At 53.4% G+C, this 14,102-nt stretch carries 14 protein-coding genes; 9 read left to right on the forward strand and 5 right to left on the reverse strand.

The genetic code is table 11. From position 1 onward, the window contains the following. The first annotated feature begins 26 nt into the window (after positions 1-26). From HG66A1_RS16135 to HG66A1_RS16160, 6 genes are all read left to right on the forward strand, one after another. Positions 27-407: a hypothetical protein gene (locus HG66A1_RS16135; RefSeq protein WP_145185998.1), complete on the forward strand. Its 381-nt coding sequence runs from the start codon at positions 27-29 to the stop codon at positions 405-407. Positions 408-519: 112 nt separating this feature from the next. After that, positions 520-1,689 (forward strand): ABC transporter permease, encoded by a 1,170-nt coding sequence (locus HG66A1_RS16140; RefSeq protein WP_145186001.1) that lies wholly within the window; start codon positions 520-522, stop codon positions 1,687-1,689. A 47-nt stretch (positions 1,690-1,736) separates the two neighbouring features. Continuing rightward, entirely contained in the window at positions 1,737-2,294 is a 558-nt protein-coding gene (locus HG66A1_RS16145) for a hypothetical protein (protein ID WP_232106588.1), read from the forward strand. 3 nt (positions 2,295-2,297) lie between these two features. Beyond that, positions 2,298-3,851 carry an HlyD family secretion protein gene (locus HG66A1_RS16150; protein WP_145186004.1) on the forward strand — a complete coding sequence of 518 codons (1,554 nt, stop codon included), beginning with the start codon at positions 2,298-2,300 and terminating at the stop codon, positions 3,849-3,851. A gap of 2 nt (positions 3,852-3,853) precedes the next feature. Then, positions 3,854-4,585, forward strand: coding sequence for an ABC transporter ATP-binding protein (locus HG66A1_RS16155; RefSeq protein ID WP_145186007.1), 732 nt, complete (start codon positions 3,854-3,856; stop codon positions 4,583-4,585). Then, positions 4,582-5,721: an ABC transporter permease gene (locus HG66A1_RS16160; protein ID WP_145186010.1), complete on the forward strand. Its 1,140-nt coding sequence runs from the start codon at positions 4,582-4,584 to the stop codon at positions 5,719-5,721. Before HG66A1_RS16155 ends, HG66A1_RS16160 begins: the two co-directional genes overlap by 4 nt. Positions 5,722-5,742: 21 nt before the next feature. On the opposite strand, the gene HG66A1_RS16165 is transcribed toward HG66A1_RS16160, so the two are convergent. Further along, on the reverse strand, positions 5,743-7,188 hold the full coding sequence (locus tag HG66A1_RS16165) for a DUF1501 domain-containing protein (protein ID WP_145186013.1): 1,446 nt from the start codon (positions 7,186-7,188) through the stop codon (positions 5,743-5,745). 466 nt (positions 7,189-7,654) lie between these two features. Here HG66A1_RS16165 and HG66A1_RS16170 point away from each other — a divergent pair, with 466 nt between their 5' ends. Together HG66A1_RS16170 and HG66A1_RS16175 are read left to right on the forward strand one after the other, a co-directional pair. Next, entirely contained in the window at positions 7,655-7,942 is a 288-nt protein-coding gene (locus tag HG66A1_RS16170) for a hypothetical protein (protein WP_197993502.1), read from the forward strand. A gap of 229 nt (positions 7,943-8,171) precedes the next feature. After that, complete coding sequence (locus tag HG66A1_RS16175) at positions 8,172-9,518, forward strand: DUF1501 domain-containing protein (protein WP_145186019.1); 1,347 nt, start codon at positions 8,172-8,174, stop codon at positions 9,516-9,518. 22 nt (positions 9,519-9,540) lie between these two features. On the opposite strand, the gene HG66A1_RS16180 is transcribed toward HG66A1_RS16175, so the two are convergent. Continuing rightward, complete coding sequence (locus HG66A1_RS16180; protein ID WP_145186021.1) at positions 9,541-10,191, reverse strand: DUF2726 domain-containing protein; 651 nt, start codon at positions 10,189-10,191, stop codon at positions 9,541-9,543. A gap of 358 nt (positions 10,192-10,549) precedes the next feature. Here HG66A1_RS16180 and HG66A1_RS16185 point away from each other — a divergent pair, with 358 nt between their 5' ends. Next, positions 10,550-10,924 (forward strand): response regulator, encoded by a 375-nt coding sequence (locus HG66A1_RS16185; protein WP_145186024.1) that lies wholly within the window; start codon positions 10,550-10,552, stop codon positions 10,922-10,924. Positions 10,925-11,033: 109 nt separating this feature from the next. Here the strand turns inward: HG66A1_RS16185 and HG66A1_RS16190 are convergent, their stop codons facing one another. From HG66A1_RS16190 to HG66A1_RS16200, 3 genes are all read right to left on the reverse strand, one after another. Continuing rightward, positions 11,034-12,020 carry a DUF1559 domain-containing protein gene (locus HG66A1_RS16190; RefSeq protein ID WP_145186026.1) on the reverse strand — a complete coding sequence of 329 codons (987 nt, stop codon included), beginning with the start codon at positions 12,018-12,020 and terminating at the stop codon, positions 11,034-11,036. A 114-nt stretch (positions 12,021-12,134) separates the two neighbouring features. After that, positions 12,135-12,521, reverse strand: coding sequence for a hypothetical protein (locus HG66A1_RS16195; protein WP_145186028.1), 387 nt, complete (start codon positions 12,519-12,521; stop codon positions 12,135-12,137). A gap of 112 nt (positions 12,522-12,633) precedes the next feature. Continuing rightward, positions 12,634-13,659, reverse strand: coding sequence for a DUF1559 domain-containing protein (locus HG66A1_RS16200; protein ID WP_145193806.1), 1,026 nt, complete (start codon positions 13,657-13,659; stop codon positions 12,634-12,636). Positions 13,660-14,102 lie beyond the last annotated feature (443 nt).

Raw genomic sequence — 14,102 nt, forward strand, 5'->3', positions numbered from 1 at the left:
AGGAACTAGTAAGAAGAAGGTTATTTGTGACTGAGAAGCTGTTTTCATTTCTGTGCTCCCTGATGATTCTGGCCTGCCCGTTAAATTGCATGCCAGCCGGCGCAGAATCTACAGACGCCGTCAGCACTGGCTGCTGCAGTCACTGCCAGCCCCCGACTTCAGAAACACCACTCTCCCCAGAGCATGCCTCTGATGAATGTTGCCAGTGCTTCTGTTTCGGAGCGATCCATGATAAAGCCGATCAACTGGATCTGACATTGCTGACTCCCCTCTGGATCGCGCCTGTCCTTTCAGAGACCGAATCCCTTCTCTCCGACATTCACTCGGTTTCCCGACCGCTTTCTTCCGCGCCGCCCCCACCCGCCGGTCGTGCGCTGCGCTGTGCGCAGATGTCGTTTCTCTGCTGATCTGCTCCTGAATCAGCACTACCTGCGTTAATTCCACTTGCTTCACGTATGTCCTGCTGCGCGCTGACTCGATTTGTTGTGCCGCGCTGCAGATACTTCAAAAGAATCATTCATGCTCCGTTTTTCATTAATCCCCTGGGAATATGGCGTACGGAATCTGTTCCGTCGCCCCCTGCGTACCCTGCTCACGCTGACCGGTCTGACGACCGTGATCGTACTGGTGTTTATCGTAGTCGGTTTCATCCGGGGGCTGGAACACAGCCTGTCCGCCAGCGGTGATCCGGATGTGGCTATTCTGTTTTCGTTGGGCATGGGGGAGAATCTGGAATACTCATCGATTCCGATGCGGACGAGTGAACTCGTTGCCGCCAGTGTGGGTGGCATTAAAGAATTTCACGGCCGAAAATACGCGTCTCCCGAATTGTATCTGGGAACACAGATCACCCTGCCCGAACAGGAGCGAACTGCGATGGGGCTGGTGCGCGGTGTGACGCCGGCGATACTCCTGGTTCGTCGTAAAGTCGAACTGGAATCGGGTCGCTGGCCCGAACCGGGAGAAGTCCTGATTGGCCAACTGGTCGCTACCAAGCTGGGACTCTCCCCCGAACAGCTGGCGACCGGGCAGGCAATCGAACTGGAGGGGCGCAGCTGGAAAATCAGCGGTATCTTCTCCGCAGGTGGGTCTGCATTTGAATCGGAGATCTGGTGTCGTCTCGATGAGCTGCAGCAGGCAATGAAACGCCAGGACCTGAGTCTGGTTGCGGTCACCCTGGACTCACCCGATGTTTACCCTGATCTGGATCTGTTCTGCAAAGAACGCCTTGACCTCGAATTGCAATCGGTCCGCGAAGTCTCCTACTATCAGGGGCTTAAAAAAGATTATGGTCCGATTCGGATGCTGGCCTGGCTGATTGTGTTTCTGGTCTCCGGCGCCGGTGTGTTCGCCGGTTTAAATACGTTGTACGGTGCGGTCGTTGGCCGCACCAGTGAATTATCGATGTTGCAGACACTCGGCTTTGTCCGCCGGGCGATTGTGATCAGCCTGATCCAGGAGGGCATCCTGCTCTCGACGGCTGCCAGTCTGATCGCAGCCTTGATCGCGGTACTGCTGATCAATGGGGTCGCCGTCCGTTTTACAATGGGCGCATTCTCGCTGCAGATCGATACGGTCTCACTGTTGATCGGTTCGGGAGTCGGAATTCTGCTGGGCCTGCTGGGCGCGATCCCACCGGCCCTGCGGGCACTGCGACTGCCGATCGTCGATGGTCTCAAATCTGTTTAGTAATGCTTTTAACCTGTTGAATACTCATTTTTAAAGGATTGAATTCAATGAAACATTTGATGTTTTCCGGCCTGTTCCTCTCCGCTGTCTGTTTTACTGCAGTGGGCTGTGGCCAGTCTTCCACCGAACCAACTGCATCTTCTGATGCGAACTCCGCAGCCGAGTCTGCTACAGAACCGACGGCTGCTGCCTCAGAAATTATTTTAACCAGTGAGCCGGCAGGCGCGAAAGAAGTGATTGCAGCCCGCGAGTCATCCCAGGATGAAGAAGAGGTTGTCGTGGTAGGACGGATTGGCGGGAGCGAAAATCCCTGGATTGACGGCCGGGCCGCGTTTTCCATCGTAGATAATTCACTGAAAGCCTGCAGTGATATTCCCGGCGATGGTTGTGAGAAACCCTGGGACTACTGTTGTGAAACCGACAAGCTGCCCGGTGCGACTGCCCTGGTCAAAGTCGTCGATGCAGACGGCACGCTGATCAAGGAAGATGCCCGCAAGCTGTTGAATCTGAAAGAACTGCAGACGGTTGTCGTCAAAGGGAAAGCCAAACGGGACGACTCCGGCAATCTGACCGTCTTCGCTAACCAGGTTTTTGTACGGAAGTAAATCATGTCTCAGGTTGATTTATCCCAACTGGCCCTGGATCGCAGTGCCCCCCCTCAATTGCGGGGGCACACGCGATTCCGGTTACTCACGCGCTATCTGCTGCCCGGCACCCTGCTGATCGGATTTGCTGCGCTGATCGCCTACGCCTCCCGTGATTTGATCTTTCCTCCCCAACCAGTAACGGTGATGCCGGTGATCGTCTCGCAGGCCCAGGTCCGCAGCGCCGGCACGCCTCTGTTCCAGGCGGCTGGCTGGGTGGAACCGCGGCCGACCCCCATTCGGGTCGCTGCACTGGCTCCCGGTGTAGTGGAAGAGTTACTGGTTGTCGAGGATCAGAAAGTCAAACAGGGGGAACCGATCGCACGACTGGTAAAAGTGGACGCCGAGTTGGCATTGAAGAACACGATTGCCACGGAAAAGCTGCGGGAAGCAGAACTGCAGCAGGCCCGCGCCACGCTGAAAGCTGCTGAGGTGCGTCTGTCACAACCCGTGCATCTGGAAGCGGTACTCAGTTCGGCGCAGGCGGAACTGGCAAAGATTCAGACACAGCTAAAGAATCTGCCTTTCATGACCCGTAGAGCCAAAGCAGATCTGGAATTCGCGCGGCTGGATTTTGAGCGTAAGAAATCAGCCCGCGGTGCAGTCACACAGCGAAGTATTGACGAATCGAAGACCGAGGTTGAATCGACGACTGCGGCGTATGAAGAGTTGATGGGCCGTAAGGAATCCCTGATTTCAGAACAAAAGGCCCTGCAGGCGCGGTGCCAGGCACTGCAGACAGAGTTGACACTGCTCACAGCGGAACAGAAAGCCCGGGATGAAGCCCAGGCGCAGGTGGCTGCAGCCGCCGCACGTCTGGAACAGTCCCAGGTGGCCGTCGACCAGGCACGACTTGCTTTGGAGCGTATGACGATCCGCGCCCCAGTCGCGGGACGCGTGTATCAGCTTGTAGCGCATCCCGGATCCAGTGTCGGAAACATGCTGACTCAGATGACTAAATTCGATGGCAGTACGGTCGTCACCATGTATCGTCCGGAATGGCTGCAGATTCGTGTCGATGTGCGTTTTGAAGATATTCCCAAGGTTTCGTTGAATCAACCGGTTCAGATCGACAACCCGGCACTCAGCGAACCAGTGCGTGGTAGCGTCCTGTTTATCAGTTCGGAAGCAGATATTCAGAAAAATACGCTGCAGGTCAAAGTCAAAATTGATGAACCGACGCCGCTGCTGAAGCCTGAGATGCTGGTGGATGTAACCTTCCTCGCTCCGAAACATGAGCAGACAGAGAAAGACCAGGACCGGGAATCCCGAATTTACGTCCCCAGAAAGATGGTACAACAGAACGCCGCCGGTCAGTCCTGTGTCTGGATTGCAGATCAAAGTCGCCAAATCGCCCGCCAGCAGGTCATTGAAACCAGCCCGCATGCAAACGGCCCTCTACTGGAGGTCACACAGGGGCTGAATGTATCGAGTCGACTGATTGCTTCCCCGACATCCGAACTGCAGCCACACGAGCGAATTACTATCACCGGCGAAACCAATCATGAAGGAAACTGAAAATGCCACTGGTTGAAATTCACAATCTGACCAAACAGTATCACAAGGGGGGCGAGACCATCACCCCACTGGACCAGGTCTCCCTCGACATTGAACAGGGCGAATTTCTTTCGCTGATGGGATCGAGCGGCACCGGGAAATCGACGCTGCTGAATCTGATTGCCAGCATCGATCGCCCCGACTCGGGTACGATCATCGTGGATGGGGTTGAGATTACGTCATTATCGCGAAGCCGCCTTGCTCACTGGAGAGCCGCCCACCTGGGTTACATTTTCCAGACACATAACCTGGTTCCCGTTTTGACCGCTTACGAGAATGTCGAACTCCCACTTTTGCTGCTTCCGCTCTCGCGGAACGAGCGACGCAAACGGGTGGAAGTCGCACTGGAAGCCGTCGACCTGCTGGACCGGGCCGATCATTATCCGCGACAGATGTCAGGTGGACAGGAACAGCGGGTCGGGATTGCCCGGGCAATCGTCAAACATCCCCTGATTGTCGTGGCTGACGAACCAACGGGGGACCTGGATCCCGAGTCCTCAGAACAGATTCTGAATCTGCTCAAACGTCTGAACCGGGAACTGGATATCACCATGCTGATGGTCACTCACGATGCGGAAGCAGCGACCATCGCAGACCGACAGTTCTATCTGGATCACGGCAAACTGGTACAGCGAAACAACGAGCCAGAGACGGCGCTGGCCGGATCAGGCGTGAGTATCGAGGAGACCCCATGAAACTATTGGGATATGTCGTGAAATCATTGTGGGGGCATCGTTCCCGGACCATGCTGACGGTGGCCGGCTCCGCGGTGGCTCTGTTCGTGTTCTGCTTCATCCAGTCCATCCAGGAAGGTATGCGCGATCTCAGATCACGGCAGGAAGCAAATGGCTCATTGATCGTATTCCAGGCCAATAAGTTCTGCCCTGCCACGAGTCACCTGCCTCAGGATTACGATCAGCAGATTCTACAATTTAACGGAGTCGAAGACGTCATTCCAATTCAGGTCTTCACCAACAACTGCCGGGCCAGCCTGGATGTGGTCGTTTTTTACGGCGTCCCCCCACACAAACTGCGCACCGCACGGGACTTTGAATTCATCCAGGGAGACTGGAACGAATTCGAGACTCATCAGGATGCCGCTATTGTGGGTCAGGCGGTCGCGGCGCGACGAGGAATTGAAGTGGGTGATAAATTTTCCATCGGCGATCTCTCGGTAGATGTGGCGGGCATCTATCGCTCAAACAACCCGGCTGAAGAAAATTACATCTACAGTCACCTGGAATTCCTGCAGCGGCGACAGGGAGCGAACCTGGTGGGGACCGTGACACAACTGGAAGTCATTCTGCAACCAGATGCAGATCTCGAAGCGGTCAGTACCCGCATCGATGACCTCTACCGGGCCGGTCCTGTGGAAACCAATACCCGTTCTAAAGGGGTGTTCCAGGCGAAGAGCCTGGGGGATCTGTCACAGTTAATCGAGATGGCACACTACCTGGGTCTGGCTTGTGTGGGACTGGTACTGGCACTTGTGGCGACGACCACGCTGATGTCGGTCGAAGATCGGATTCAGGAACATGCGGTACTCCGCACACTCGGTTTTTCAGGCAGTAAGGTCTTCGGCGTGGTGCTGGCGGAAAGTACGCTCTTGAGCCTGGCGGGCGGAATTCTGGGAGTCGGGATCGCTTTGATCACTCTCAAACTCAGCAGCCTTTCGGTGGGTGCGGAAGCAGTGACCGTCGCGTTCATTCCCTCATTCCGGCTGGCGGGCATCGGCCTGCTGCTCGCACTGGTCACGGGAATGGGCGCGGGGGTTGTCCCGGCCTGGTATGCTTCACGAACCGAGATTGTTCCGGCCCTGCGAAGCGTTTAACCTGCCTGCTTTCCATACGTATCAGGTGAGCCCCGGAATAGGTTCGCCTTCGTAGATGTAGTGCGGACGGTCGACATCGTCCTGCCAGAAAGCGGTCTGGGGCAGGCCCAGTGCTTTGTAGATGGTCGCAGCAAAGTTTTCCGGTTTCTGCGGCTGATCGATGGGGAAGCCGCCGATCTTGTCGGTCTTCCCGACAACGCGGCCCCCTTTGACTCCGCCTCCCGCCAGCAGAATAGACTGGGTCGCTCCCCAGTGATCCCGGCCCGGATTGGCATAGACTTTGGCCAGTTGAGAAATCTTAGGGGTGCGACCGAATTCACTGCACATGACAACGAGGGTGTCTTTAAGCTGTCCACTTTCGTGCAGATCATCCAGCAGAGCGGAAACGGCACGGTCGGTGGGAGGCAGAAGCTTATCCTTGAGATGCGGGAAGATGTTTCCGTGCGTATCCCAGGATTCGTTGTTACCCAGATTGACCTGCACCAGATTCACGCCCGTCTCGACCAGGCGTCGCGCCATGAGCAGAGACCAGCCAAACGAGTTTTTGCCGTAGCGTTCCTGAATCTTATCGTCTGCACTGGTGACATCCATCGCATAATGCACTTTGTCGTCATTCAGCAGAGAGATCGCTGCGGCGCGGTAGCGGTCGAAACTTTCGACCTGCCCTGCATTGTCCAGCATCTGCCGCTGTGCTCCGAGTTCCTTCAGCAGTTGAATGCGATTACTCATCCGGCTGTGCGTCATCCCCTGGGAGAGTTTGAGGTGCGGAGTCTTGAAGACCCGCTTGTCTGTACCGCCTCGCTGCTGATGGTCGAATGCGTAATCCGGAAAAGCACCGTAGGACTGCGCGTGGAAGGGAGAAGCTTCGATGATCCAGGGATCACGATTGGACCCCATGCGTCCGGCGAACTGTCCGGGAATGACGCGACCGCTGCGATGCACGATTTTATCCGGCAATACGATGGCAGGGGGGAGATTGGTTCGCGAACGGAGTACATCCCCAGCGATGGCGGCAATCGAAGGATGATCGGTGGTCATAGGACGCCCGGGATTGAATCCAGTGGGGATATCCGATCGACCGGTGAGCATGATATGGTGACCCATCGAATGTTCGTTCGTCCCATGCGACAACGTACGACAGACGGACCAGAGGTGACTGCGCTGCGCGAGCATCGGCAGATGTTCGGAAACCTGCACGCCCGGAGTGCGGGTGGCGATTGGATCGAACTCACCGCGGATCTCCGCGCTGGCATTCGGCTTCATATCAAAGCTCTCGTGCTGTGAGAGACCGCCGGAGAGGAAGATGAAGATACAGGACTTTGCAGTACGGTGTTTCGTTCCGCCGGCTGCTTGTGCCCGGAGTGCATCCAGGTGATTGATTCCCATCCCCAGCAGACTCACCGAACCGACTTCGAGTGCGGTTCGACGAGAGATCAGAGGATGGCGGGTGGGACTGTGGGCAGGCATGGTAACTCTCCTGAATCCAAGAGATTGACTCGACAAGCGCAAGCTGATATTCCGGTGTACCTTATATCACATCAATATAATTTAATGTAACAGGCAGTTAAAGTCCAATTGCAACAAAATCATCAACGTTTGTATTTATGTTTTCGTATCCTGAAGCACCGTCTCTGCGGTCAAAAATTTTTCGACCCTGAATACCAGCAGATTTGGCTGATCGACGATGAATAAACTGAACTTGCCTCAAATTTTGATTGACGATCGACGATAAGCCTTATATGCTTTGCCCGTGTTGATTCCCTCCCCATTCACCTGGTGGTGGCCGCGTGTGACTCGCTGAAGGAAGTCACTTTTTGAATCATTGCGTTTTTCTTCTTCAAGACCTGTATAGGAATCCGGGTCTGATTCTCAAGGATGATTGTGGGCTCTTTCTGCGCCCTCAGCTGCGCATGTGATGCGCAAGGAGAAATCAATGAACCAGTATCTCACCGATCGTGAGCAGAATATTCTGGACTATATAACTCGTGAAATTGACCGGACCGGAATCTCTCCCTCGGTCCAGCAAATCGCTTCTGAATTCGCCATTCCCTCTCCCAACCGGGTCACCCGTTATTTGAATGCGCTGGAAGGAAAGGGCTGGATCAGCAGTCATGGCAATACCGCCGGCGGAATCTCGTTGATCGAGAATGATCGGAACTACCGCCTCTCCCTCTGTGGTGATGTAGAAGAGGGCCGGATCGACTTTAAAAAACGCTTTTAAAGTCGCTAAGTACGCAGGTATTGCTGTCACAAAGGGGCATCTTTGGGGCTCTTCCCGTTTCTCCATTAGAATACGGGTACGAACCGGCGAATTTCTTAATTTTCTTTTGTTTTCAGCCGATTCTTCTATTCAAACGTCTTGCATTGGTTTACGCTTATATGAGAGGTAACCTGTTACAGGTGCAAGCGTTAGTTAGTAGATGGTTTGGATTCACTGAAAGGGAGCATTGATGCTCAGGCTAGAAGATCAGTCAATTCGTTTATGTGACCGCATGCCCCGCCGCTCTTTCATGCAGATTGGTGGCCTGGCAATGGGGGGAATGTCCCTGCCCCAGATTCTGAAAGCGCAGGAACAGTCGGGGAAGCGTTCTTCACACAAAGCCGTCATCATGATCTTCCTCGCCGGTGGTCCGCCGCATCAGGATATGTTCGACCTGAAACCAGACGCACCGGATGAAGTCCGCGGTGAATTCAAACCGATCGACACCAACGTCCCCGGGATACAGATCAGCGAACTGATGCCCCGCGTCGCCGGTATGATGGATAAGTTTTCGATCATCCGCTCGCTGGTCGGCGCAGAAGGTCGCCACGATTCGTTCGAGTGCTGCACCGGTCATCACTTCCGCAGTTCTCAACCTCAGGGAGGCTGGCCCTCTCTGGGATCGGCTCTCTCCCGTGTGGCAGGCCCCGTACATCCGACGGTTCCTCCCTACATTGATTTGTCACATACGATGGCCCACGATCCCTGGAACATCAAAGGTCCCGGCTATCTGGGACTGACACATGCTCCATTCCGTCCCGATGGACGCGTGATGGAGAACATGACGTTGAATTCAATCAACAAAGGACGACTCTCCGAACGAACGCGACTGCTGGAAGACCTGGACCGTTTTCGCAGGACCTCCGAAACCGGTCTGACCGACGGCACCTACGATGGCTATACGCAGCAGGCACTGGATGTCCTCTCTTCCTCACGTCTGGTTGAAGCACTGGATCTGGAACGCGAAGATCCCAAAGTCCGCGCCCGTTATGGAAAAGATGACCCCAAGGTACTCAGCTACAAACTGGATATGGGATACCAGGCAATCATGTCCCGCTTTCTGCTGGCCCGACGGGCAGTGGAAGCAGGCGCACGCTGTGTCACCTGCAGCTTCGCTCACTTTGACTGGCACGGTAATAACTTTGGTCATGCCCGCAAGGTCGTTCCCCTGCTCGACCAGGGAGTCGCGGCCCTGGTTCAGGATCTGCATGATCGCGGCATGGATAAAGATGTGACCGTTTTGGTCTGGGGCGAATTTGGTCGCACGCCCAAGATCAACAAAAACGCTGGCCGTGATCACTGGCCCCGCGTGCACGCCGCCCTGATGGCAGGCGGAGGCATGCAGACAGGCCAGGTGATCGGTTCGACTAACCGACTGGGTGAGGAAGCCGTTGATCGCCCCGTGCATATGCAGGAAGTCTTCGCGACGCTGTATCACAATCTGGGCATCGATGTCGCGTCCACGACAATCGAAGATAACAACGGACGTCCTCAGTACCTGATCGATCAGCAGACTCCCATCCGCGAACTCGTCTGATCCTGCAATCTACTGCTGTTTATCAGACGGGTACAGTCTCGCGGCACTGTGGATAATTTTGACAGCCCCAGAAGCGAGTCCCCCGGCGTGTCCCTTTGGACGCAGTTCGCTCAACCATTTTGATACCACATTTGGGACAGATGGGAACTCCCTGATGAAACTGTGGTTCTACTAGCGGACTGTTTTCACCTTGTGCCAGATTCAGATGAATCTGCTCTGTTATTTCCAGCACGCTGTAGGTTCGCGTCGCAGGCACTCGTAATAATGGTAACTGCGCAGCCTCAAAGACCGCCTCTACCAGTTGATCACGTTCCTGCCTTTTCTGTTTTGCGTGACTGGAATCGTCCAGTTCGATCCCCAGACGCGGTCGCATCGTGGCGGGCTCACAGAGTAGAAAGTCAACGTGTTTGCGATCGATTTTATTTCGCCAGGCCTGACTGCCCTCGGCTTGAGGGACCATGAACAGATCGGCCAGTCTGACTTTCGGGCAGATCACCAGATCTTCTTTGACCGACTGCTGCAGAACTCGAAAAAAAGAGAGCTCTGCGGCAGATAGAAAATCATCGCGTAACCGGTAGGGATGTTTTTGCTGTCCCTTACCGAGGTCAATACCGATCAATTTGAGCAAAACGGTCAGGCACCCCTGGGGTTGCTGCTGTGTCCTGGTGGGCATCTTGCGTCCTCTCTCGCTGTCAATCATGAGTCAAGCAGCTGTAATCACAGAAATCATGGAGACTTAAGGGAATCAGAAAAATGTCCGACCATTCTAACTTCACTCTTCCGCTTGTACAGTCAACCAGGCCACGAATTTTAATGGATACTCAGGGCGGTTTACACCTGAAGAAATCAAGAATCGGAGACCAATCAGCTGACAGCATCAACGTTCCAGAGGGATTGCACTCAAATTGAAATTAAAGAAATTGTGGCGGGAAAATACATTCTATCTTTTCAAAAGACAACCTGTTTTTAAATGTAATTCTGCGTCAATGGTTGAGTGATATGTTTCCCGTTTCTGAGTAAAGTCGTGTGCGATGAACTGGCTGATTCTACTCGTTGATGATGATCCTCTGATCCTAAAGTCCATCCGGGGAGCGCTGCGTCCACTGGAACAAACGGGGACTCAGATCTGGAGCTGTCATTCCGCAAAAGAGGCGATTCAAATTCTGGAAGAGTCACCGATAGATCTGATCATTTCGGATGAAAACATGGGGGAGATGAAGGGAACGGAGCTATTGAGTTGGGTCAGCGGACACTCCCCGGAGACCAGACGCATCATTCTGACTGGGGATCACAGTCTGTCCCCACTGATAGATTCACATTCTCCAGCAGGCGTTGATGCCTATCTGACGAAACCATTCAAGAATCAGGACGTATTGTCAATCGTCGTCTGGCTGATGACGAATTGAATTCCTTTGATATAGCAGGGAGCTGTCCGAGTAGAAAACAAATTGGAATCCCGGAGAGAGTGGAAGCGTGCTGATTCCACTCTCCCGCATGTAATCTAAATCATCCTACTCAGGGGCTAAAGTTTGTCGATTCCCTGCCGTCCGCGGTTCCGAGTTCCAGGTAGACGCGGGAGCTCATGTTTTCGCTGAGAAAATGGACTGAGCCATCCGCGAAACCAAAATGGGCGCCCCCTTCATGATCGGAACCGGCTGACTGATAGAAACCATTGTTAAAGCCGCCTGCAGTTCCCCCGGAAATCCCGGTATCGAACATGGTGGCCACACCACCAGCGGCCCAGCAGTCCTGGCTCGATTTGGGAGCACTGGAACTGTGCAGCTTCTGCAATTCTCCGGCCATGATGGTATTAGAAGTGCCATCGTCGACGTCGCGAATCGCGGTATCACTATTCACGGAGAACATACCCAGAAAGGCACCGCTGCCTCCTCCGAACGTGCCGATCAGTGAATCGGTACGGTGCGTCAGGTGAAAGTAATCACCATCGGCCCAGCCATTTCCACCGCCGATACAGGTTCCGTAATCGGAGCCCCCTTTGACAAACCGATTCGAAGGCAACGTCGAACCCGCTACCGGATTTTCACCAAGCATAATTCTGTCGTCAACCTTGCGAACCTTACTGCGACGCGTGGGGCAATAGAACAAAGAAATGTCGTTCTCTGCCAGACTGCGATTCCCCATCACGTTGGTATTGAAGTTCCATTTATTGTAGAGCGGAGCCTGGTCTACATATGGGAGAATCTGGACCATCCAGCTTGTCCCATGTAAACCGGTTCCAGGAGTTTTGCCCGCATCCCCCCAGACATTGTAAGCACTGGAGGTCGTCGTTGTGGCGATTGCTCCCGGCGGAAACAGTCCATGTGTTTCGTGATAATTGTGGAGCGCGAGCGCCAGCTGCTTCATGTTATTTTTACAGGTACTGCGGCGAGCGGCCTCACGCGCCTGCTGGACAGCAGGAAGTAGAAGTGAGATTAAGATAGCAATGATCGCGATGACCACCAGCAGTTCAATGAGCGTAAAGCCCGATCTTCGATAGCGCATTACAGGGCCCTTTAGATAAAAAAGAAATGAATATGAGCAGAATGCAATTGCTTTATCTAAAAAGAATATTTGAGTCGTTGGATTATCGCTGTTGAGTAGAAGTCTCCTCGCATATCATTTTGATGAGAGATCAAAATTGATTTCATTCTCTCCGGATTTCACCTGAGCAGTCAGTTCCGTTTCGTCACTGTAATTCGGAGGGATGGTCTCTTTTTCATTGACCAGTTTGCTGACGACTACCTTATGGTCCCCCAGGGCTGCGCCTTTTTCATCACGAATATAGACCAGCTCATATTTGCCGGCACTGTCGGTTTTACCGGATGATGCGCGGACGGTATCTGGCATGAACGTGACATAAGCATCCGCCAGCGGCGCTCCGTCCATGGTAATGGTACCTGTCACATTTCCCAGGTCCGGCGAATCACTGCCGCCACACGCGGTGCATAACAGCATCATTCCCAGACACAAACCGGCCGACCAGATCATTTTCATTTTCTGCATATTTCGCTATCCTTTTCAGGCTGTATTATTGAGACTGCAGGCAGACACAGCTCCGCGAGGGAGTGCTGTGCCTGCCTCCATCAGGCTACGTCATTAACGACAGCTAAACGGTTTAGAACTCACCGGCAACTTTATTCCCGTCGGCCGTACCAATCCGGTTAAAGGTGGTATTATCAATGTTCTCACTGATAAACCGGACGGAGCCATCGGCCATGCCGAAATGAGCGCCCCCTACATGATCGCTGCCAGGCGCCTCGTACTGGCCGCCATTGATTCCTCGATTATTACCGCTGCCGTTCTCTGAACTGCTGCCTGCCGTATCGGTGTCGAAGATATTCGCAACTCCCCCCGCGGCCCAGCCGTCCAGACTCAGCGAAGCGTCGTTTCCGCGCAGACGCTGCATTTCACCTGTCATCAGGGTATTAGTAGTCCCGTCCTTCACGTCGCGTATCTGGGTATCGCTGTTGGGATAGAAAATGCCCAGGTGTCCGCCCGAGAATGTTCCCATCCATTCACTGCTGGCTCCGACCCCCAGCGATTCATGACCAGTCCCACTGAAACCGTCACCGAAGCCGTTGCCAGAACCTTTACACCCGCCGTAGTCGTTCCCCCCCTTCTGGAATGGGTTGGTGATCGTGGTGGAACCGGGTGTTTCATCCAGTTGCAGTTTCTGATCAACTTTGCGAACCTTACTGCGGCGGGTCGGACAGTAAAAAATTGGGATGTCTGTTTCCGCAACCGCACGGTTGCCCATCACGTTGGTGTTGAAATTCCACTTGTTATAGACATTAGCCTGATCGACAAAGGGCAGGATCTGCAACATCCAGCTCGTACCGTGATAGCTCACGGGAGACATGCTTCCGGCCTCCATCCAGTCCCGCCAGCGGACCGTGTTACCACTTCCCCCATTGGTCAGAGTGACAATGGATCCTGGAGGAAAGACGCCATGTGTCTCATGATAATTGTGCAGCGCCAGTCCAATCTGTTTCAGATTGTTTTTACAGGTACTGCGGCGCGCTGCTTCACGCGCTGACTGCACCGCCGGCAGTAACAGGGCGATCAAGATTGCAATAATCGCGATCACCACCAGAAGTTCAATCAGAGTAAAGCCCTTTTGGTATTTCCGCTCGTTTGTCATCAACATAACGCCTCCCGCACCAAGGAATAGAAAAAGGAAAAATAGAACCACACCACATCTGGTGAGTTAAGAAAAGCAATCGAATTTTTGAATTAAGAAATGAAAGCTGAAAGGCTCTAACACCAGGCAATCCTTACCGACCATGTACATCACATCCAATAGAACACTATTAGTTGAACAGTAGTGTTTTTATTTAAACAAATAATTTCGAATAATCAAAATATTTAAACCGAAATCTTCGTAAAACATTAATTTCCAATAACTTACTTAACATTAATTACTGCATTGTTTATTAATGGTTTCTTAATATGTAGTTAAGACCACACTTGCCAACTACTTAGGACCGCAGACACTGTTCACTATTTCTAATTTTTGATAGAGGAGTCAGCGATAGAAGATACGGGCATTGATCAGTTTCTTATACTGCTTAACCCGCTGGAATA

The sequence above is a fragment of the Gimesia chilikensis genome, from assembly GCF_007744075.1.
GTDB classification, from domain to species: Bacteria; Planctomycetota; Planctomycetia; order Planctomycetales; family Planctomycetaceae; genus Gimesia; species Gimesia chilikensis_A.